At 64.1% G+C, this 19370-nt stretch carries 21 protein-coding genes; 13 read left to right on the forward strand and 8 right to left on the reverse strand.

Annotated features, from left to right (window positions below; translation table 11 throughout):
* On the forward strand, positions 1-852 hold an 852-nt coding region (locus tag J8I29_RS21620), incomplete at its 5' end, for a lysozyme inhibitor LprI family protein (RefSeq protein WP_209433239.1).
* Between the two features lie 33 nt (positions 853-885).
* On the opposite strand, the gene J8I29_RS21625 is transcribed toward J8I29_RS21620, so the two are convergent.
* The 3 genes from J8I29_RS21625 to J8I29_RS21635 form a co-directional block, all read right to left on the reverse strand.
* Complete coding sequence (locus J8I29_RS21625) at positions 886-2292, reverse strand: MATE family efflux transporter (protein ID WP_209433240.1); 1407 nt, start codon at positions 2290-2292, stop codon at positions 886-888.
* Positions 2293-2398: 106 nt separating this feature from the next.
* Entirely contained in the window at positions 2399-3580 is a 1182-nt protein-coding gene (locus J8I29_RS21630) for an MFS transporter (protein WP_245197248.1), read from the reverse strand.
* A gap of 455 nt (positions 3581-4035) precedes the next feature.
* Positions 4036-4206 carry a hypothetical protein gene (locus J8I29_RS21635; protein ID WP_181161135.1) on the reverse strand — a complete coding sequence of 57 codons (171 nt, stop codon included), beginning with the start codon at positions 4204-4206 and terminating at the stop codon, positions 4036-4038.
* A gap of 415 nt (positions 4207-4621) precedes the next feature.
* On the opposite strand from J8I29_RS21635, the gene J8I29_RS21640 reads away from it, so the two are divergent.
* Both J8I29_RS21640 and J8I29_RS21645 read left to right on the forward strand, forming a co-directional pair.
* On the forward strand, positions 4622-5638 hold the full coding sequence (locus J8I29_RS21640) for a ribonuclease T2 (RefSeq protein ID WP_245197241.1): 1017 nt from the start codon (positions 4622-4624) through the stop codon (positions 5636-5638).
* 9 nt (positions 5639-5647) lie between these two features.
* The gene (locus J8I29_RS21645; protein WP_209433242.1) at positions 5648-6304 is read left to right on the forward strand and encodes a DUF2161 family putative PD-(D/E)XK-type phosphodiesterase; all 657 of its coding nucleotides are present in this window, start codon (positions 5648-5650) and stop codon (positions 6302-6304) included.
* A gap of 24 nt (positions 6305-6328) precedes the next feature.
* On the opposite strand, the gene J8I29_RS21650 is transcribed toward J8I29_RS21645, so the two are convergent.
* Positions 6329-7486 carry a diphosphate--fructose-6-phosphate 1-phosphotransferase gene (locus J8I29_RS21650; RefSeq protein ID WP_209433243.1) on the reverse strand — a complete coding sequence of 386 codons (1158 nt, stop codon included), beginning with the start codon at positions 7484-7486 and terminating at the stop codon, positions 6329-6331.
* 212 nt (positions 7487-7698) lie between these two features.
* Between J8I29_RS21650 and ugpB the strand changes: the two genes are divergently transcribed.
* The 8 genes from ugpB to J8I29_RS21690 all read left to right on the forward strand — a co-directional run bounded on the left by ugpB (position 7699) and on the right by J8I29_RS21690 (position 14942).
* On the forward strand, positions 7699-9009 hold the full coding sequence (gene ugpB, locus J8I29_RS21655; protein WP_105862265.1) for a sn-glycerol-3-phosphate ABC transporter substrate-binding protein UgpB: 1311 nt from the start codon (positions 7699-7701) through the stop codon (positions 9007-9009).
* Positions 9010-9198: 189 nt separating this feature from the next.
* On the forward strand, positions 9199-10080 hold the full coding sequence (ugpA, locus tag J8I29_RS21660; protein ID WP_105862264.1) for a sn-glycerol-3-phosphate ABC transporter permease UgpA: 882 nt from the start codon (positions 9199-9201) through the stop codon (positions 10078-10080).
* 237 nt (positions 10081-10317) lie between these two features.
* Positions 10318-11166 (forward strand): sn-glycerol-3-phosphate ABC transporter permease UgpE, encoded by an 849-nt coding sequence (gene ugpE, locus J8I29_RS21665; RefSeq protein ID WP_209433244.1) that lies wholly within the window; start codon positions 10318-10320, stop codon positions 11164-11166.
* 7 nt (positions 11167-11173) lie between these two features.
* On the forward strand, positions 11174-12229 hold the full coding sequence (gene ugpC / locus J8I29_RS21670; RefSeq protein ID WP_209433245.1) for a sn-glycerol-3-phosphate ABC transporter ATP-binding protein UgpC: 1056 nt from the start codon (positions 11174-11176) through the stop codon (positions 12227-12229).
* Between the two features lie 103 nt (positions 12230-12332).
* Complete coding sequence (locus J8I29_RS21675; protein ID WP_209433246.1) at positions 12333-12719, forward strand: hypothetical protein; 387 nt, start codon at positions 12333-12335, stop codon at positions 12717-12719.
* A 121-nt stretch (positions 12720-12840) separates the two neighbouring features.
* Entirely contained in the window at positions 12841-13254 is a 414-nt protein-coding gene (locus J8I29_RS21680) for a VOC family protein (protein WP_105862582.1), read from the forward strand.
* A gap of 48 nt (positions 13255-13302) precedes the next feature.
* Positions 13303-13917 (forward strand): pyridoxamine 5'-phosphate oxidase family protein, encoded by a 615-nt coding sequence (locus J8I29_RS21685; RefSeq protein ID WP_209433247.1) that lies wholly within the window; start codon positions 13303-13305, stop codon positions 13915-13917.
* Positions 13918-13991: 74 nt separating this feature from the next.
* Complete coding sequence (locus J8I29_RS21690) at positions 13992-14942, forward strand: DUF6454 family protein (RefSeq protein WP_209433248.1); 951 nt, start codon at positions 13992-13994, stop codon at positions 14940-14942.
* 12 nt (positions 14943-14954) lie between these two features.
* On the opposite strand, the gene J8I29_RS21695 is transcribed toward J8I29_RS21690, so the two are convergent.
* From J8I29_RS21695 to J8I29_RS21705, 3 genes are all read right to left on the reverse strand, one after another.
* Positions 14955-15359 (reverse strand): hypothetical protein, encoded by a 405-nt coding sequence (locus tag J8I29_RS21695; protein ID WP_105862259.1) that lies wholly within the window; start codon positions 15357-15359, stop codon positions 14955-14957.
* A 345-nt stretch (positions 15360-15704) separates the two neighbouring features.
* On the reverse strand, positions 15705-16208 hold the full coding sequence (locus J8I29_RS21700; protein ID WP_105862258.1) for a hypothetical protein: 504 nt from the start codon (positions 16206-16208) through the stop codon (positions 15705-15707).
* 203 nt (positions 16209-16411) lie between these two features.
* Entirely contained in the window at positions 16412-16879 is a 468-nt protein-coding gene (locus J8I29_RS21705) for a hypothetical protein (RefSeq protein ID WP_209433249.1), read from the reverse strand.
* A 290-nt stretch (positions 16880-17169) separates the two neighbouring features.
* Here J8I29_RS21705 and agp point away from each other — a divergent pair, with 290 nt between their 5' ends.
* Positions 17170-18405, forward strand: a complete 1236-nt coding sequence (gene agp / locus J8I29_RS21710; protein WP_209433250.1) for a bifunctional glucose-1-phosphatase/inositol phosphatase — start codon at positions 17170-17172, stop codon at positions 18403-18405.
* A gap of 7 nt (positions 18406-18412) precedes the next feature.
* Positions 18413-18670 (forward strand): hypothetical protein, encoded by a 258-nt coding sequence (locus J8I29_RS21715; protein WP_209433251.1) that lies wholly within the window; start codon positions 18413-18415, stop codon positions 18668-18670.
* Here the strand turns inward: J8I29_RS21715 and J8I29_RS21720 are convergent.
* Entirely contained in the window at positions 18637-19269 is a 633-nt protein-coding gene (locus J8I29_RS21720; RefSeq protein ID WP_105862255.1) for a TetR/AcrR family transcriptional regulator, read from the reverse strand. The genes J8I29_RS21715 and J8I29_RS21720 overlap by 34 nt on opposite strands.
* Positions 19270-19370 lie beyond the last annotated feature (101 nt).

The following is a 19370-nucleotide window of genomic DNA, read 5'->3' on the forward strand; positions in this document are numbered from 1 at the left end:
CCCGGCCTCGACATCCGCCAGATGTTCGGCCAGGTCCGGGCCGATGTCGACCAGTCGACCCAGGGCGGCCAGACCCCTTGGGTGAACGAGGCCATCATCGGCTCCTTCGCCATGGCCGGAAAAGTGGAAACGCCGCAGCCGGTCAAGGCGGTCGATACCGCCGCCCCGGCATCGGTCGATCAGCCGGCGCAAGGCTCGGTCGAGATTGCTCCGGCGGCGACGGCAGGTAGCGACAGCCAACCGAACTCCACGCTGCAGCAGAATGCGGCCCTCGACTTTGCGGCCCCGGACAGGACCGTTCCCGCCTCCGTTTCGCCGAGCTTTCCTTGCAACGGCCGGCTGAACCCGACCGAAAACGCGATTTGCCAGGATGGCGGTCTCGCCGCCCTCGACCAGACCTTGTCATCCGCCTACGGCCTGATCAACGCGGCGCTGCCGAAGGATCTGCAGGCCAAGCTGAAGGCGAACCAGACGGCCTGGCGCGCCCAGCGCGACGAATGCGGCGCCGAGGCAGCCTGTATCGGCGTGAGTTACCGGCAGCGGCTCGCCTTCCTGAAGAGCCTGGTCGACAAGGCGGCCGGCACGCCCTCGGCGTCGCCGAGTTTTCCCTGCGGCGGACGCCTCAATCCGAGCGAGCGCGCCATTTGCCAGAGCGACACGCTGGCGCGGCTCGATCTCGCCCTGGACAATGCCTTCAAGGCGCGCTTCCGGCTCCTGCCCAAGGCCGAGCAGGCCAGCCTGTCGGCCGACCAGACGGCGTGGCGCGCCAACCGCGATCGCTGCGGCGCCCAGGCCAGCTGCATCGAGGCGGCCTATCGGCAAAGGCTGAGCTACCTCCAGTCCCTGCAATAGGGGGCCCCGAGGGCACCGGGAGACGCGTCTGCGTTACGTCGCAGGCTTCAGGCGATCCCGCCGCAGCCAGCGCATGGTCATCAGGATGGCGACCGCCGTCAGCCCGCTCACCAGGCCGGCCCAGATGCCGGCGCCGCCCCAGCCGAAATGGAAGCCGAGCAGGATGCCGAGCGGCAGCCCCGCCACCCAATAGCCGATGGCGGCGAACAGCATCGGGATCACCGTGTCGTGCAGGCCGCGCAACATGCCGGCAGCCACGACCTGGGCCCCGTCGGTGATCTGGAACAGGCCGGCAAAGATCAGGAACAGGCTGGCCCTGGCCACCACGTCGGCGTTGACCGGATCGGCAAGATCGATGAACCGGCCGATCAGCAGGTGCGGCGCGATCAGCATGAAGGCGGCCGCCGCGCACATGAAGCCGACGCCGAGGACATAGGCTGTCCAACCGGACCGGCTGATGGCATGCTTGTCGCCCGCTCCATAGGCGAGGCCGACCCGCACCGTCGCCGCCTGGCCGAGGCCGAGCGGCACCATGAAGCTGATCGAGGCGATCTGGATGGCGATGCCGTGCGCCGCCAGGTCCGTCTCGCCGATACGCCCCATCAGGAAGGCCGCGGCATTGAAAACGGTGACCTCGAAGGCGAGCGTGACGGCGATGGGCACACCCAGCCGGAAGATCTGCCACAGCCGCTGCCAATCGGGCCGCCACAGATCCTGGAACAATCGATAGCGCCGGAACGGCCGGCTGAAGGCCAGGAAGGCGGCCAGCAGCAGGAAGAAGATCCAGGTCGCGATCGTGGTGGCGATGCCCGGACCCGACACGCCGAGGGCGGGCAGGCCGAGATGGCCGAAAGCGAGGCCCCAGGCCAGCACCGCATTGATGATGATTCCCGCAAGCGCGCTCCACAGGGCGGCGCGTGGCTGCCCCATGGCGGCGGCGGCCGAGCGCAGGGCGATATAGCCGATGAAGGCCGGCAGCGACCAGGCGAGGCCGCTGAGATATTCGGTGGCCTGCGCGGCGATCGCGGGATTCTGGCCGAGATGCAGCATGATCCATTCGCCGTTCATCAGGCAGGCGAGACCGGGGAGCGACACGATCAGCGACGTCCACAAACCCTGCTGCACGGTCCGGCGGATGTCACGGCCGCTGTCGTCGCCCGCGCCCAGGGCGCTGGCCACCATCGGCGCCACCGCCGTCACAACCCCCAATCCGATGATGGCGAAGAAGAAGAACAGGTTGTTGGCCAGGGTCACGGCGGCAATCGCCTGCGAACCCAGTTCACCCACGAGGATGAGATTGGTGGTGGTCAGCGCCAGCTCGACAAGATTGGTCAGAATGAGAGGCCAGGCCAGGATGAGGGTTTCGAGTGCCTCCCGGCTCCAGCTCTGGTGACCACCGAGGCTCGCCTGCGAGCCCGTCGGCGGAAATACCGTAGCCATTGGTCGTTTCCATTCATTATTCAAATTGGAACGGGGGCCGCGCGCTCATCGGTGCGCAGCCCCGTTCGGCTTCAAAAGTCGGATGGAAAGGCGGGCGGCCGCCTTTCTACTTGAAGGCTTCCTTCGCCGCTTCCACGGGCTGCGGCTTGGGGCGCTCGATATTGGGCAGGAAGATCGTCAGCAGCCCGATCATCGGCAGGAAGGAGCAAACCTTATAAACGAATTCGATGCTGGTCTTGTCGGCGAGAACGCCGAGTGCGGCCGCACCCACCCCGCCCATGCCGAAGGCGAGGCCGAAGAACAGCCCGGCGATCATGCCGGTCTTGCCCGGCACCAGCTCCTGCGCGAACACCACGATGGCGGAGAAGGCGGAGGAGAGGATGAAGCCGATGATCACCGCCAGGACCGGGGTCCAGGTCAGATTGGCATAAGGAAGGGCCAGGCTGAAGGGCAGCACGCCCAGGATCGAGACCCAGATCACATATTTGCGCCCGATGCGGTCGCCGATCGGCCCGCCGAGCAGTGTGCCGGCGGCCGCCGCGAACAGGAAGATGAAGAGCTGCATCTGCACGGCTTCGGGCGGCAGGCCGAAGCGGTCTTCGAGATAGAGGGTGTAGTAGCTCGACAGCGAGGCCATGTAGAAGAATTTGGAGAAGACCAGCGCCAGCAGGACTGCCAGCGAGGCGATGACGCGCCCGCGCGACAGCGAGGCCACGGCCGACATGGTTCTGGCCTTGGTGCCTGCCGTATGACGCCGATAGGCGGCATACCAGTTGCCGACATTCCACAGGATGAACATCGCCACCAGGGCGATCACCGAGAAGATGGCGATCGAATGCTGGCCATAGGGCAGCACGATGAAGGCAGCCAGCAAGGGCCCGATCGAGGTGCCGAGATTGCCGCCGACCTGGAAGACCGACTGGGCGAGCCCCGTCTTGCCGCCGGAAGCCATGCGCGCCACCCGCGAGGATTCGGGATGGAAGACCGAGGAGCCGGTGCCGACCAGCATGGCGGCGATCAGGACCGTCGTATAGTTCTGGGCATAGGCCAGCAGCACCAGGCCGACCAGGCTGAGGCCCATGCCGACGGTGAGGGAATAGGGCAGGGGGCGGCGGTCGGTATAGAGGCCGACGAAAGGCTGCAGCAGCGATGCGGTGAGCTGGAAAGCCAGCGTGATCAGGCCGATCTGGGTATAGCTGAGGGCGTAGTTGTCACGCAGCATCGGATAGATCGAGGGGATCAACGACTGGATGGTGTCGTTGAGGCAATGCGAGACGCTGATCGCCATCAGAATCGAATAGGCCGTGCGCTCGGGGCTGAAAGCACCTGAGGGGGGCAGGGTGGCTGCTTTGGCGTCCATACGTCAGTGCTAGACCCGCGGTGGCACGCGGGGTGCAAACGCGGACTATCCCTTTGTTGCGGCACGAAAAATCGGTGTCTTGGCACACGCCAAGGCCGATCGGCCTGGTTCCGCTGGGCTATGCGGGTGATGGGAAGAGGTGCGGGAGCCGCCCGCTAAACCGTTTTAGCCGATTGTCGGCAGCCGCGAAATATCGAGACGCATCGTCAATTATAAAACTTCGTGATGATATTCATCACGCCGATGCAATGAAAGCGGTCACAGGCGCGGGAAACGGGGTTCAAGACGGAAGCCCGGACCGTGAAAACAAAATCGCGATCCGGGCTGGCCAGGATCGCGATCGGACCATCGGGTGGGCCATGCGAGCCCGAGACGGAGGGAGGTCAGATCGCCTCGTTCTCGGCGCTGGCGACGCGGTCGATATGGCCGCGATAGATGCCCAGATCCAGCATGTCGCGGTAGCTCAGTTCGCGGCGCACTGTCGCGATGCGACGGCGATTGCGATAGGCGACGAGGCGGGTGGTGATGGCGTTGATGAGGGCGACGGTCGTCACGGGAGTGGTTCCAAAAAAGAGTAGTTCACTTGCTGGCGCGTATATAGGCGAATCGTGGTGAAATTTGTGCAGAATCGCACGTGCAAAGCGGTATGCCCGGCATGCCATTTTCGCATGGTTTAGAGGGGGTTACCGCAATGCGGTAGCATGGCGCGGGGGCCGGCCGAAGCCGCCCTTTCGATGCCTAAATCAAGGGCACTCTCCCGCCGTGGCGCCCCTGGTAGGTTTCTGTTCAGCGCTATGCTTTATTCCTCGAGAAGGATGGCGGGCCGCAGGCGATGCGCGCCCGGCCCCGGGGCGTCTTGGGATTGGGCGTGTTCGCCAGGAACCACAAGGCAATCACGGGGGCGCATCGAACAAGAGGTAAGGGGAAAACGGCGTTTCCGTCGAAGCGCGGTTTGCTCTGGAGGATTGCATGCACAGAAGTTGGCTTGCGGCCTTGGCCGTTTCGGTCCTGGTTCCCTTTGCGTCGGTCAGGGCCGAGGAAGCAATGACGGGGACTTTCACGGCGCGGGAGGCCTGCGCGGCCCTGCAGTCCATCCGCAAGCAGACCAACCCCGGCAACGTCAAGCTCACCCCTGCGCAGAGCTACAGGCTGCTCGCCGGCAACAAGCCCGATCCGACCTTCTATCGCGTCGAGGTGGAGGATGCTCAGCCCGCGCAGCGCTGGGTTCCGGTTTCCTGTGGCGAGGTCAAGGCGGGCGACGGCACGGCCGTCGCGCCGGGAGCGGGCAAGCCCGGCCCGGCCAGATCCGATGCGGCGATCTCGGCGGGCGGGGCTTCCTATGTCTTCGCCATCAGCTGGCAGGCGGCGTTCTGCGAGGGGCTGCCCGACAAGACCGAGTGCCGCACGCAAACCGCCGATCGCTATGATGCCAGCCATTTCACGCTGCACGGGCTCTGGCCGCAGCCGCGCGGCAATGCCTATTGCGGCGTGGCGCGACGCGATGTCGAGGCGGACAAGGCCCATCGCTGGGAGGACCTGCCCGAGCCCCAGCTCGAGCCGGCGACCCGTGCGGCCCTGGAGAAGGCGATGCCCGGCACCGCCTCCTTCCTCGATCGCCATGAATGGATCGAGCACGGCACCTGCTTCTTCGAAAAATCGGCCGATGCCTATTTCCGCCGTTCGGTGGCCTTGATCGGCGAGATCAACGCCTCGCCCGTCCAGAAGCTGTTCGCCGAGAATGTCGGCAAGCAAATCGACACCGGCCAGATCCGCAGCGCCTTCGACCAGGGCTTCGGCGCGGGGGCCGGCGAGCGCGTGCGCTTTGCCTGCAAGCGTGACGGCAACCGCAGCATCATCGTGGAGATGACCATCGGCCTGCGCGGCGAGGTCAAGGATGGCGCCAGGCTGGCCGATCTGATCGCCGCTGCCGCGCCGACGGATCAGGGTTGCAAATCGGGCGTCGTCGACCCCGTCGGATTGCAGTGAGGGGCGGCCTTGGAAACCGAGCTGTATCTACCGGTCAAGGCCTTCCTGGAGTCGCTTGATTTTGTGGTGAAAGGCGAGATCGGCGGCTGCGATGTCCTGGCCCTGCGCGAAGGCGAACCGCCGGTGGCGGTGATCTGCGAGCTCAAGCAGAGCTTCAACCTGGAACTGGTGCTGCAGGGCGTCGACAGGGCGGGCGCCTGCGACGAGGTCTGGCTCGCGGCCCGTCTCTCTGTGCGCGGCAAGGGGCGGGAGAGCGATGCGCGTTTCCGCAATCTCTGCCGCCGCCTCGGCTTCGGATTGCTGGGCGTGTCCGACAGCGGCGAGGTGCAGATCATCGTCACGCCCGAGGCGCCGTTTCCGCGCCGCGATCCCAAGCGCCGTTCCCGCCTTTTGAAAGAGCACCGCAAGCGCCAAGGCGATCCCGTCGTCGGCGGTTCGAGCCGTTCGCCGCAGATGACAGCCTACCGCCAGCAGGCGCTGGCCTGCGCTGCCGCGCTGGTAGTGGCGCCGCAGCGCCGGCGTGATCTCGCCAAGGCGGTACCCGACGCCCCGAAGATCCTGCAGGGGAATGTCTATGGCTGGTTCGAGCGGGTCGAAAAAGGCATCTACGGCCTGACGTCCGCGGGCCGGGAAGCCCTGGAGCGCTGGCCGCAGGGCTGCCCCTGACGACATGCGAGGGGCAACGGCCCCTCACACGAAAGGCGTGAAGATGTCCGGGCGCGGCGGCAGCAGGCGGCCGAAATAGGCCCGGCCTTGGTCGGAAACGGCGTTGGCGCCCGTGAAGAAGCTGTCGGGCATGTGACGGGTGCGCCCGGCGACCTGATCGAGGGATACGATGCGCGGCGACGTGCGCTTGCCATCATAATGCAGCACCACCGAGCCCGAGCCGGTAAAGGCGCTCTGGGCCGCGAAGGCGCCGGCCTCGAAGGCCTCCTTGGCATCGGTCTCGTCGATGATGCCGAGATAGCCGCGCGGCAGATAGCCCAGCGTGTCGACACGGGCGCGTGCCTTGGGAAAGCGTTGCTTCAAGGCCTTCTGGATCTCGATGCCGAGATCGCCGCCGGTAAGCTGCACATTGCCATGGGCGTCACGCTCGACCGCGCCGGCGGCCAGCACCTCGGCAAGAGGACGGCCGGCTTCGTCCTGCACGCCTTCCGACATCGAAACGATGCAGCGGCCGACGCGGGTATAGACGGTGTCGACATCGTTGAGGAACTGCTCGACCGAGAAGGGCCTCTCGGGTGTGTAGATCAGATGGGGCGCATCCTCCGGCGCCTGCTGCCAGCCGGCCGCCGCGGCGCTGAGGAAGCCCGCATGCCGGCCCATGACGATGGCGACATAGATGCCCGGCATCGCTCGGAAATCGAGGTCCATGCTGACGAATGCGTTGGCGACGAAGGCGGCCGCCGAGATGAAGCCCGGCACGTGGTCGTTCTCCATCAAATCGTTGTCGATCGTCTTGGGAGCATGCACGAAGCTGCAGGAGCCGGTCGATTGCTGGCGCAGCAGGTCGAGCGTGCCGGCCGTGTCGTTGCCGCCGATATAGATGAAGCCGCGGGCGTCGAGCTTTTCCAGCGCCTGCAGGATGGTCTGGCAATAGGCGGGATCCGGTTTGTCCCGCGTCGAGCCGAGGCCGGAATTGGGCGTGCGGGCCAGGCGCTCGAGATCGCCTTCCGAAAGCGCGGTGAGATCGACGAGATCGCCGCGCGTCAGGCCCCGTACGCCATGACGGGCGCCGAGGATGCGCAGCGAGGGATCATGCCTGCGGGCGGCGACGATGGCGCCGCAAAGGGTCTGATTGATCACGGCGGTGGGGCCGCCTCCTTGAGCGATGACGATCGACGGCATGGAGCCTCCCTGGCAATCCGGTTTCCAGTTGCTTAGCCCCGAAACCGGCGAGCGGCAATGATGCGCCGTTCACGCTATCGACAGACACCTGTCGCCGCTGGCTTGTTCCATTGTCATAATTGCTTCATTGTTCCGTCACGGAAGCGCTAACCATCCGGCCGTAAACAACGCCGTCCTTTCAAGAAGCGGCGCACCGTGAGGGAGTATTATTCATGAAGTTGAGCGTTCTGGCTTCGGCCGCGGTTCTTCTGGCCAGTGTATCCAGCGGGGCCCTCGCGGCCACCGACATTCAATGGTGGCATGCGATGACGGGGGCCAACAATGACCGCATCGTCAAGCTGGCCAACGATTTCAATGCCAGCCAGAGCGACTATCGCGTCGTTCCCGTCTACAAGGGTTCCTATCCCGATACGATGAATGCCGGCATTGCCGCTTTCCGGGCCGGCAACGCGCCCGATATCCTGCAGGTCTTCGAGGTCGGCACGGCCACCATGATGGCGGCCAAGGGAGCGATCAAGCCGGTCTACCAGCTGATGAAGGACGCCGGCGAGCCCTTCGACGAGAAGTCCTACCTGCCCGCCGTCACCGGCTATTATTCCAATGCCAAGGGCGAGATGCTGTCCTTCCCCTTCAATTCCTCGACCATGGTGATGTGGGTCAACGAGGATGCCTTGAAGAAGGCCAATCTGGCCGCGGCGCCCAAGACCTGGCCCGAGGCCTTCGAGGCGGCCAAGAAGCTGAAGGCGGCGGGTTATGCCACCTGCGGCATCTCCACGGCCTGGACGACCTGGGCCAATATCGAGGAACTCTCGGCCTGGCACAATGTGCCGCTGTCGACCAAGGCCAACGGATTGGAGGGCTTCGATACGGAACTGAAGTTCAACAACCCGGTGGTGGTGAAGCATCTGGAGAACCTGGTCGAGGCCCAGAAGGACAAGACCTTCGACTATTCCGGCCGGACCAACCAGGGTGAGGGCCGCTTCACCTCGGGCGAGTGCCCCCTGTTCCTGACCTCCTCGGCCTTCCTGGGCAATGTCAAGGCCAACGCCAAGTTCAAATATTCGGTGGCGCCGATGCCCTATTACCCCGACGTGCAGGGGGCGCCGCAGAACTCGATCATCGGGGGCGCCTCGCTCTGGGTGATGGGGGGCAAGTCGGACGAATCCTATAAGGGCGTCGCCAAATTCCTGACCTATCTGTCGAAGCCCGACGTGCAGGCCTGGTGGGCCCAGGAGACCGGTTATCTGCCGATCACCCCGGCGGCCTATGAGCTCTCCAAGAAACAGGGTTTCTATGCCAAGGATCCCAACAGCGAAGTCGCCGTGCTCGAACTGACCAACAAGCCGCCGACGGAGAATTCGCGCGGGCTGCGCCTCGGCAATCTCGCACAGATCCGCGATGTCTGGGCCGAGGAGATCGAACAGGCCCTGGCCGGCAAGAAAACCGCACAGGCTGCCATGGACGACGCCGTCCGCCGCGGCGATGCGATCCTGAAGACCTTCGCCCGTACGGCCGGGCGGTAGGGCGGCGTGAAATAAGCGAGTCAAGTGTCCGGGTGCACGGGCATCTTGCCCGTTCTTCCTACCGACCAGCGAACGCTGTGGTTTCAAGAACGGGCAAGATGCCCGTGCACCCGGAAATGGCGACCGCGAAACGCATGATTTATTTCGCGCCCTTCCAGCTTGAACGAACTGCATAGCCCGGAAGCATCCATGGAAAAACGCTCCGTCTTCTCCGGCAAGACCCTGCCTTGGCTGCTGCTGGCGCCGCAATTGGCGATCACGCTGGTGTTCTTCTACTGGCCGGTGCTGCAGGCGATCCGGCAATCCTTCTTCATCGAGGACAGTTTCGGCACCACCTCCGAATTCGTCGGGTTCGAGAACTATCAGCTCCTGTTCCAGCAACCCGAATATTACAAGGCGGTCGGCGTCACCCTGGTGTTCGCGGGCCTGGTCTCGGTGCTTTCGCTCGGCCTTGCCCTGATCCTGGCCGTGCAGGCGGACAAGAAGATCAAGGGCGCCTCCTTCTATCGCACCATGCTGGTATGGCCCTATGCCGTGGCGCCGGCGGTGGCGGGCGTGCTCTGGCTCTTCATGTTCCAGCCCTCGCTCGGCCTGGTGGCGCGCGGCCTCAAGCAGCTCGGCCTGCCCTGGGATCCCTTGCTCAACGGCAATCATGCCATGATCCTGGTGGTGCTGGCGGCAACCTGGAAACAGATCTCCTACAACTTCCTGTTCTTCCTGGCGGGGCTGCAATCGATCCCCAAATCGCTGATCGAGGCGGCGGCCATCGACGGCGCCCGGCCGGCGCGGCGCTTCTGGACGATCATCCTGCCGATGCTGTCGCCTACGACCTTCTTCCTGCTTGTCATCAACATCGTCTACGTCTTCTTCGACACCTTCGGCATCATCGATGCGGTGACGCATGGCGGCCCGGCCGGGGAGACCATCACCATGGTGTTCAAGGTCTACAACGATGGCCAGAGCGGCGGCGATCTCGGCGGTTCGGCGGCGCAATCGGTGATCCTGCTGATCCTGGTGATCGCCATGACCACCCTGCAGTTCCGTTTCATCGAGAAGAAGGTGACCTATTGATGGGGGGTATTCTTGGCGTTTTCTTGCCGACCGAGCGTGGCGCTGCCCCTCACCCTTACCCTCTCCCCGTAAGAACGGGGCGAGGGGGAGACTGGCGTGGTGCAAGGCCACAAGCTCTCGGTGCTGACGCGACGCCTGAGCCCCCTCGCCCCGTTTACGGGGAGAGGGTAAGGGTGAGGGGCAGCGCGAGGCCTACCGATGACGCTCAATATTGCGGGCTTAACCAGGAGGCCATCCATGGTTGAAAACCGCCGTTTCGGAAATCTTCTGCCCCATGCCATTCTGATTCTGGGCGTGCTCATCCTGGCCTTCCCGGTCTGGCTGGCCTTCGTGGCCTCGACCCATGACGCCACCACCATCATCAACGGCCAGATCGGCGTGCTGCCGGGGCCGGACCTGATCAAGAACTACACCCAGACCCTGTTTCACGGCACGCAGGGGGCGACGCGTGAGCCGGTGCTCACCATGCTGACCACCAGCCTGGTCATGGCGGTGGCGATCGCGGTGGGCAAGATCGTGATCTCGCTGATCTCGGCCTTCGCCGTCGTCTATTTCCGCTTCCGCTTCCGCATGTTCGCCTTCTGGCTGATCTTCATCACGCTGATGCTGCCGGTGGAAGTTCGCATCTATCCTACCTACAAGATCGTTTCCGATCTTCATTTGCTCGATACCTATGCAGGCCTGACCCTGCCGCTGATCGCCTCGGCGACGGCGACCCTGCTGTTCCGCCAGTTCTTCATGACAATTCCGGACGAATTGCTGGAAGCCTCGAAGATCGATGGGGCAGGCCCGTTGAAATTCTTCAAGGATACCGTGCTGCCGCTGTCGGTCACCTCGATCGCGGCGATGTTCGTGATCCAGTTCATCTATGGCTGGAACCAGTATTTGTGGCCCCTGCTGATCACCACCCAGGATTCGATGCAGACCATCGTCATCGGCATCCGCAAGATGATCACCACACAGGATGCCTTGACCGAATGGCAGATCGCCATGGCAACCGCGATTCTGGCCATGCTGCCGCCGGTGGTGGTCGTCGTCGTGATGCAGAAGCTCTTCGTCAAGGGCCTGGTCGAGACCGAGAAGTGAGTAACCCATGGCGCAAGTGGTTCTGAACAACGTCAAGAAGATCTATGACAACGGCTATGAGGCAGTGAAGGGGGTGAGCTTCACCGTGCCGGATGGCGGCTTTTGCGTGCTGGTCGGCCCCTCCGGCTGTGGCAAGTCGACCTTGCTGCGCATGGTGGCGGGGCTGGAACGCATCTCGTCGGGCGATGTCCATATCGGCGAGCGACGGGTCAACGAGATCGAGCCGATGGACCGCGACATCGCCATGGTGTTTCAGAATTATGCGCTCTATCCGCATATGTCGGTCTACGACAACATGGCCTATGGCCTGCGCAACCGCAAAACCGCCGAGGGCGAGATCGGCAAGCGGGTGAAGGAAGCGGCCCGCATCCTCGAGCTCTCTGACGACATGCTCAAGCGCAAGCCGCGCCAACTCTCCGGCGGCCAGCGCCAGCGCGTGGCGATGGGCCGGGCCATCGTGCGCCAGCCAGCCGCCTTCCTGTTCGACGAGCCGCTCTCCAATCTCGACGCCAAGCTGCGCGTGCAGATGCGCGGCGAGATCAAGCAGCTACAGCAGCGTCTCGGCACGACCTCGATCTATGTCACCCATGACCAGCTGGAAGCGATGACCCTGGCGGATGTGCTGGTGGTGCTGAATGGTGGCGCGATCGAGCAGATCGGCGCACCCCTCGAGATCTATCGCAAGCCCTCCTCCACCTTCGTGGCGGCTTTCATCGGTTCGCCAGCCATGAATATCCTGAAAGCGCGCGGGGAGGGTAATACGCTCGTACTCGGGCAGACGCGCCTGACCTTGCCGCGGCCGGTTCCGGGCGAGGTCCTGGTCGGCCTGCGTGCCGAGGATCTGCAGCCGGTCTCCGCGCCGGTACCGGGCAGCCTGGGCGTGAAGCTGCGCTATGTCGAGGAACTGGGCGCGCATCGCCTCGTCCACGGTGACATCGACGGGCAACCCCTGGTGATCGCACTCGGTATGGAACACGCTATCGCCGACGACATGCAATTTGCCGTCGACCCGAACATGATTCATCTTTTTGATAGTGAAACTCGATTGAGAATCTCGGACTGATCCACGTATTGATTGAAAGACGGTCGACGTGATGTTGGCGCCGACTTCCATGTAAGCTTGCGATCATAAAGTTTTTCACATGAATAAAGTAAATCGACTTCTTATGGCCATCGCTGCCGGTGTCGCCATGTCTCCCTCGCTCGCCTATGCCGGTCCCAGGCAAGTAACCGTGCCTCGCGGCAAACCCTATCCGGTCCTCGCCATCGGCGTATACGGTGCCGGGACTTGCGAAGTCTATCCCGTCAGGGATATCCGCATCGCATCCGGGCCGGCGCATGGGGCTGCGCAACTCGTGACCGTGGCGACCAAACTGAGCAAGGATACGGGCGTGTGTGCCGGTACCGCCACGAAGGCACCCGTCGTCGTCTACAGGTCCGCCGCCGGCTTCACCGGTGTCGATCATCTGACCGTGACCTGGATGGCGCCCTCGCATACCGACAATGTGCGATTTGTGCCCAACGAAATGGAGATCGAGATTACGGTCAAGTGACGGTGCCGGCATAATCATGAGGTTGACAGCTTGTCGACCGTCCTGATTGTCTGCCCGTCGAGCCGATGATGCGAACCGGCATGGAGGCGCGGGCCGTGTTCGGCCGATGCAGGAGAATCGCATGCCCAAGCTCGACCGTATTCTCGAAACCGCCATCTATGTCGACGATCTCGATCGGGCCGCACGCTTCTACGAGACGGTGCTGCTGCTTGCTCCCCTGCTGAAGATGGAGCGGCTCTATGCCTATGATGTGGGCGGTGCCAGCGTCCTGCTCGTCTTCAAGCAGGGCGCCTCCGATCAGGACATGACATCGTCCGTCGGCACGATACCGGGCCATGACGCCTCTGGACGCATCCATGTCGCCTTTGCCATTGGTGCCGCCGAACTGGCGGAGTGGGAGGCCCGGCTGGCGGCGCACGAGGTCGCGGTGGAAGGCCGCACCCATTGGCCGGCGGGTGGAGACAGCATCTATTTCCGCGATCCCGACGGTCACATGCTGGAACTGGCCACGCCCGGGCTGTGGCGGACCTATTGACGTAACGGGCCGCGGCGTCTGCCGGGGCCGCAAGGACGGAAGTTTCCAATGTCGCTGATCTCCACCATCGCCGAACTCGAGGCGCTCTACAGTGAGCCGGTTCAGCCCGCGGCCCGCATCAAGGTGCTGGATCATGTGTCCGATCAGTATCACGCCTTCATCCAGGCCTCACCCTTCATGATCCTTGCCTCGGTGGGGCCGTCGGGCGTCGATTGCTCACCGCGCGGTGACCCGGCCGGCTTCGTGCGCGTCGCCGACGCCAAGACGCTGATCATCCCGGACAGGCGTGGCAACAACCGGCTGGACTCGCTGCGCAACATCATTGAGGACCCGCGCGTCCATCTTCTCTTCATGATCCCCGGCATCGGCGAGACGCTGCGCGTGGTCGGGCGTGCGGTCGTCTCGGCCGACCTCGACCTGTGCGCGAGCTTCACCATGCAGGGCAAGGCGCCCCGCACCGTCATCATCGTCACCGTGGAAGAGGTCTACACCCAGTGCCAGAAGGCATTGGTGCGCTCCAAGCTCTGGGATCCCTCGACCCGGATTTCGCGGGCGGAATTGCCGACGATGGGCCAGATCCTGAGCACGATCACCCGGGGCGACTTCGACGGCGAGGCCTATGACAAGGCCTATCCCGAACGCCTGCGCCAGACGATCTATTGATCCCGCCAATCCGACGGAACGGTCATATCGCCGTTAGAAGCGTGTCGTAAGCCACCGCCGTGGAGGATGTTTCGATGGTCAGAATCAGAATTGCCGCACTGCTTGCCGCTCTCGCGGTGCTGCCTGGCGCGATCGGCACGGCGATGGCGGAGGAAGCCTCGGTTGCCGAACGCGTGACCAAGCTCACGCGTGGGACGGTCTGGAAGCAGGTTGCGACCATTCCCATCGCCTTCCCGACTTTCCATCCCCAGGGCATGGTCAAGATCGGTGACGATTTCTTCGTGTCCTCGGTGAACATTCTCAAGCCGACCACCAAATATCCGTCGCCGCGCGAGGGCTATGATCGCGACACCGGCGAGGGGGAGGGGCATCTCTTCCGCATTTCCAAGGAAGGCAAGCTGCTGGCCGATCTCAAGCTGGGGGAGGGCAGCATCTACCACCCCGGTGGCATCGATTTCGACGGCAAGTTCCTCTGGGTGCCGGTGGCCGAGTATCGGCCCAACAGCCAGTCGATCATCTACAAGGTCGATCCCGCCACCATGAAGGCCCTCGAGGTCTTCCGCTTCAAGGACCATGTCGGCGGCATCGTCCATGATACCGAACGCAACGCTCTCCACGGCGTGAGTTGGGGGTCGCGGCGCTTCTACGCCTGGCCGCTCGGCGCGGATGGCAAGGTCAGCAATGCCGATGCGGCGCCGGAGACCCTGCGCGTGATGAATCCGGCCCAATATATCGACTATCAGGACTGCCATTATGCCGGCGGATCACGCATGCTCTGTTCCGGCCTGAACGCCTACAAGGTCGCGCCGGATGCGGCGCCCTTCCGCCTGGGCGGCCTCGAACTCGTCGATCTCAAGGACAACCGGCCGGTCTGGCAGCTGCCCATCGAGCTATGGGCACCCTCCGGCCTGCCGATGACCCAGAACCCGGCCTTCATCGAAACCAGGGATGGCGGGCTGCGGGCCTATTTCATGCCGGATGACGACAAGTCGACCCTGTTCGTCTACGAGGCGCAGACGCCCTGAGGTTTGCCGGCCTCAGCCCCCGGCCGCGGAGCGGATGATGCGGCAGACATTGGAGCGGAAGTCGAAACCCGGCACCTGGCCGGGATTCAGGACCATGGTATAGTCGACGCGCGTGGCATTGCCGCGCTTGCGGACGGTCATCTTGACCTGCTGGACCCGTCCGTTGCGGGCGCCGTCATTGAGCGCGGTAAGCAGGCCCAGCCGGCGATTGACCTTGATGCTGACCCAGTAGGAATTGAGCTGCGCCGCGCGCGCCAGATTGTCGATCGCGGTGCCCGGGTTCAAGCCGGGGAAACTATCCCAGGTCGAGATTGCCGGCGCGAGCCCGCCGGAGATGGTGAAGTTCGAAGAGCAGTTCTGGGCCTGGGCGGCGGTTGCGCCGAAAACAAGCAAGGCCGCGATACCGTATTTGATCATGGGATTCCGCTGTATGACGAGACTATGCCGGCAAGATCCCTCCAATAGCACGGTGACGTTAGGTTATCTATGTCGTCGATTGTACCGGGACTTCGGCTGCGGGCGGGATGACTGATACCAAGTTTCGACAAGATTGACCTCGCGACCTCGACGCTACCTACCGTAGGCGGGTCGTCAGACCCGCCGGGACATGCAGCCCTTACAGGTGGGTCTGACGACCCGCCCCCACCAAAATGCCGCCTGTGGCATCGACGCTGCATCAGTCAGCATTTTCGAGACCTGGTATGAGTTCGAGATGGCGAAGGTCTTTGCGCCTGGCTTCGGACCAGGAGCGTCTCGATCTCGTTACAAACCCGCACTGCTCATGATGACATAGGCCTCGCCGCCCTTGCGGTCATGGCGAACCACAAAGGTCTGGCCCCGCATCGTGATCTGGATCGGACCTTCGTTCGCCAGGCTGGCCGCGGGCACGCCCGCGGCAGCGCCGACAACGCTGCGGAATTGTTCGGCCACGGCAGGGCCGGCGCTTCTTTCGGCCGTGACCGCGCATTCCTTCTTGCCGCGCACCTGCAGGGAATAGGAGCCGTCCGGCGCCATGCCGACCAGGCTGGCCCCGAGATCCATCTGCGGCTTGATGCCATGCTTCTTGGCCGCCGCCATGGCCTTGTCGAAGGCAGGCGCGGTGGCGAGGCAGGCGTCGCGGAACAGCATCACGGCCTTGTCGGTGACGTCGCCGCCGGCAGTGGCCGGCAATGGGGCGGACAGCCAGGCCGCAAGGCCGAACATCAGGCTCGCCGCGAAGACTGCGGCGCGGCGCGGTGTGCGAGGCTTAAAGCGGGAAGGGGTCATCGGGGGCTCCTTGCCTGGGCCTTGGGTCCGCCGTGTATAGGCGCCGTCACCAGGTTTGGAAAGCGGGCGGGAACGATCGACAGCCGCCTTTGGTGCGGGAATACCACGGGGCGATCTGAAAGGTCGTGCATTCGACGCTATGTCTTATGCCGGGAACGGGTCGGCTGCCGGCGCTCCGTCTGGCGGCGCGTCCGCTCACCGGATCATGGCGCGGGCACCAGGCCGGAAGGCGACATCAAATCCCAGCTGTCCTGCTCGCGCCGGAGCCAGACCTTGATCCGCGTGCCCTCGGGCGGAAGGTCTCGGACGGTGCCGCCCGGCCCGGCCCAGCCCGAAGGGCGGCCATAGGCGCGCCAGCCTCGTGCCTCGAGGCGCTGGCCGGCGAACTCGCGCGCACCCTTCTCGACCGCGCCGACCTCGATCGTCAGAGTGAAGACCTCGTCGACGAACGACCCTCTTTCGAAGAAGGAAATGTCGTCGCGCCTCTTCACCCATTCCGGGACCTTCCTGGTGGTGGCGACGGACAGCAGGCGGCCGGTGAGGATGAGATCCGCTTTGGCGGTGAGGGCGGCCGGCGACATGTCGGGAATGGCAGCGAACGCCGGAAGGCCGAGCGCGGACATCGCCCCCGTCAGCAGCAGGGTCACGGCGGTTCTGCGGTCGGTGTTCATGGTCGAGGCATTCCGAAATCCGATATCACGACGCTATCCTACCGTGATTGCATGAATTCGTTTATGCCCGCCGTTACAGAGCCTTCGCATGCCGGCGGGACAGTATCGATGTCCCTTTGCCGCCCAGCCGGGGCGACAAAGCGCGCCGCCTGTGCCACCGATAGGGGAGGCTGGAGCAAAATGCGATTTCTCTGAATCGCATTTTCTCTCTAACTCTTTATTTCGACGCGCTTTCTTAGCCGAAAAGTCTATCAACTTTTCTGGAAAACGCTCCAGGGGGAGGAATCGCCATGATCGCACGATATGCCCTATTGCTGGCCGCGGCGGCCTGCGCCTTTCCGGCGACGCAGGCCTCGGCCGGATCGGTGCCCGAAGGTTACAGGCTCGAGCAGGTGCTGATGCTCAGCCGGCACAATCTGCGTGCGCCGCTGGCCAATAGCGGCAGCGCGCTCGCCAAGGTGACCGAGAAGAAATGGCCGGAATGGGAGGTGCCGGGCGGCAATCTCACGGTCAAGGGCGGCATTCTCGAAACCTATATGGGCCGTTCCATCGGCGGCTGGTTGGCCGAGAACGGCCTGATCCCCAGGGATTCCTGCCCGGCGCCGGGCAGCGTCCATGTCTACGCCAACAGTCTCCAGCGCACGGTGGCGACGGCGCAGTTCTTCGTCGCCGGCGCCTTTGCCGGCTGCGACGTCGCCGTACATCATCAGGACAGGATGGGCACGATGGACCCGACCTTCAATCCGTCCATCCGCTCCGACAGCGACGGCTTCCGCGAACAGGCGGTTACAGCCATGGCTGCGCAGGCCAAAGCCGCGCCGCTTGCATCGGGCTACCGGCTGCTCGACGGCATTCTCGGCTTCAAGGCTTCCCAAAGCTGCAAGCAGGACAAGCTGTGCGATCTGACCAAGAGCGCGGACAGTTTCACGGCCAAGGCCGGCGAGGAACCGGGCACCAAGGGGCCGCTCAAGCTCGGCAATGCCGTTGTCGATGCCTTCACCCTGCAATATTACGAGGGATTTCCGCTCGGCGACGTCGCCTGGGGGAAGATCCGCAACGAAGGGCAGTGGCGCTCGCTCGCCGCCATCAAGAACGGCTACCAGGAAGCCCTGTTCACCACGCCAGCCGTGGCCCGCGACGTTGCCGGCCCGATGCTGGCCTATATTGCCGACGCTCTGGTGAAGCCGGAGGCGGGCAAGGCCGTACCGGTGACGGTGCTGTTCGGTCATGACTCCAATGTCGCCTCCGTCCTCGCCGCGCTCGAGGCCGAGCCCTATGCGCTGCCGGGGCAGGATGAGAAGACGCCCATCGGCGGCGTCATCCAGTTTCAGCGCTGGCGCGACACCAAGGGCAATCGCGATTTGTTCCGGCTCGACTATGTCTACCAGACCAAGGCGCAATTGCGCCAAGGCACCAAGCTCACGCCGAAGAACCCGCCGCGCCGGGTGACGCTAAAGCTCAAGGGCTGCCCCGCCGACAAGGATGGCTTCTGTGCCTGGAGCGATTTCGCCAAGGCGTTGCCCTAGCACGGCGATGACGGGCGAGCTCTCCGATCGGCTGCGCGCCATCCTTGAGGTCTTGCCGCTGCGGCCGGGGCTGCGCGTATTGGAGAGCGGCTGCAGACCGGGCGCGCTCGACGGGCGGCATCCGGTCGTTGGAGCAAAAGTACGGCTGCGCCTCGCGGGCGTGCTGACGCCGGAGGCACGGCTTTTCATCGGTCGCGGCGATCCTTTGCGGGAAGTCTGGCTCGATCCTTCCTACACCAGTGCCTGCAATGCGGGTGCGAGATAGGGGCGCAGCAGGCTGCGGACCTGGCCGAGGCCCCAGGCCAGATGGTCCGGCGTGAGGGCCGCGATGCCTTCGTGCAGGTCGAGATAAAGAGCCCAGTAGGTCGCCACGATCCATAGATTGGCGAGCAGGGGCTGGAACTGCTCGTCCGGCACGATCAACAGGTCCCGCTCGCGCAGGCGCTGGGCCAGCACTTCCACCGCCTCGCGCAGATGGGCGCTGAGCGCTCGCACGCGCAGCCGCAATTCGGGGGAGAGCGCCAGCAGGCCGATCATGTCGCGCAACAGGAAACGATAGTCCCAGACCAGGGCAAACCAGCGTTGCAACAGCCCCAGCGAGGCCGTCGGATCGGCGCTGTCTTCCGCCCCCTCCGCCAGCAGGTCCATGGCATCGGCTTCGAAGCGGTCGAGCACGGCCGCGACCAGGGCTTCCTTGGTGCGGAAGTGGTAATAAAGGTTGCCTTCGTTGATGCCGGCGGCAGCGGCGATCTGGGCGGTGGTGACGCGGTCCGGTCCGTTCTCGTTGAACAGGCCGAGCGCGAGCGTGACGATGCGTTGGCGCGTTGCGCCGCCCTTGTTGGTCGCTGCCTTCTTTCGTCGCATCTCGGTCGCCATCGGTGTCAGTTCCAGATTAAGGTGTTCACCTTAATGATGCCTCACTCTAAGGTCACTACCTTAAAGTGACCGCAGACGCTGGTAAATTT

The organism is Labrys sp. LIt4, assembly GCF_017813775.1.
GTDB lineage: Bacteria > Pseudomonadota > Alphaproteobacteria > Rhizobiales > Labraceae > Labrys > Labrys okinawensis_A.

Coding starts and splice junctions, on each gene's coding strand:
- J8I29_RS21680 (WP_105862582.1), top strand. CDS start 12,841: ATGCCCAAGCTCGACCGTATTCTCGAAACCGCCATCTATGTCGACGAT.
- J8I29_RS21625 (WP_209433240.1), bottom strand. CDS start 2,292: ATGGCTACGGTATTTCCGCCGACGGGCTCGCAGGCGAGCCTCGGTGGT.
- J8I29_RS21640 (WP_245197241.1), top strand. CDS start 4,622: ATGCACAGAAGTTGGCTTGCGGCCTTGGCCGTTTCGGTCCTGGTTCCC.
- ugpE (WP_209433244.1), top strand. CDS start 10,318: ATGGTTGAAAACCGCCGTTTCGGAAATCTTCTGCCCCATGCCATTCTG.
- J8I29_RS21715 (WP_209433251.1), top strand. CDS start 18,413: ATGACGGGCGAGCTCTCCGATCGGCTGCGCGCCATCCTTGAGGTCTTG.
- J8I29_RS21705 (WP_209433249.1), bottom strand. CDS start 16,879: ATGAACACCGACCGCAGAACCGCCGTGACCCTGCTGCTGACGGGGGCG.
- J8I29_RS21720 (WP_105862255.1), bottom strand. CDS start 19,269: ATGCGACGAAAGAAGGCAGCGACCAACAAGGGCGGCGCAACGCGCCAA.
- J8I29_RS21695 (WP_105862259.1), bottom strand. CDS start 15,359: ATGATCAAATACGGTATCGCGGCCTTGCTTGTTTTCGGCGCAACCGCC.
- J8I29_RS21675 (WP_209433246.1), top strand. CDS start 12,333: ATGGCCATCGCTGCCGGTGTCGCCATGTCTCCCTCGCTCGCCTATGCC.
- J8I29_RS21630 (WP_245197248.1), bottom strand. CDS start 3,580: ATGGCGATCAGCGTCTCGCATTGCCTCAACGACACCATCCAGTCGTTG.
- ugpC (WP_209433245.1), top strand. CDS start 11,174: ATGGCGCAAGTGGTTCTGAACAACGTCAAGAAGATCTATGACAACGGC.
- J8I29_RS21685 (WP_209433247.1), top strand. CDS start 13,303: ATGTCGCTGATCTCCACCATCGCCGAACTCGAGGCGCTCTACAGTGAG.
- J8I29_RS21690 (WP_209433248.1), top strand. CDS start 13,992: ATGGTCAGAATCAGAATTGCCGCACTGCTTGCCGCTCTCGCGGTGCTG.
- ugpA (WP_105862264.1), top strand. CDS start 9,199: ATGGAAAAACGCTCCGTCTTCTCCGGCAAGACCCTGCCTTGGCTGCTG.
- ugpB (WP_105862265.1), top strand. CDS start 7,699: ATGAAGTTGAGCGTTCTGGCTTCGGCCGCGGTTCTTCTGGCCAGTGTA.
- J8I29_RS21650 (WP_209433243.1), bottom strand. CDS start 7,486: ATGCCGTCGATCGTCATCGCTCAAGGAGGCGGCCCCACCGCCGTGATC.
- J8I29_RS21700 (WP_105862258.1), bottom strand. CDS start 16,208: ATGACCCCTTCCCGCTTTAAGCCTCGCACACCGCGCCGCGCCGCAGTC.
- agp (WP_209433250.1), top strand. CDS start 17,170: ATGATCGCACGATATGCCCTATTGCTGGCCGCGGCGGCCTGCGCCTTT.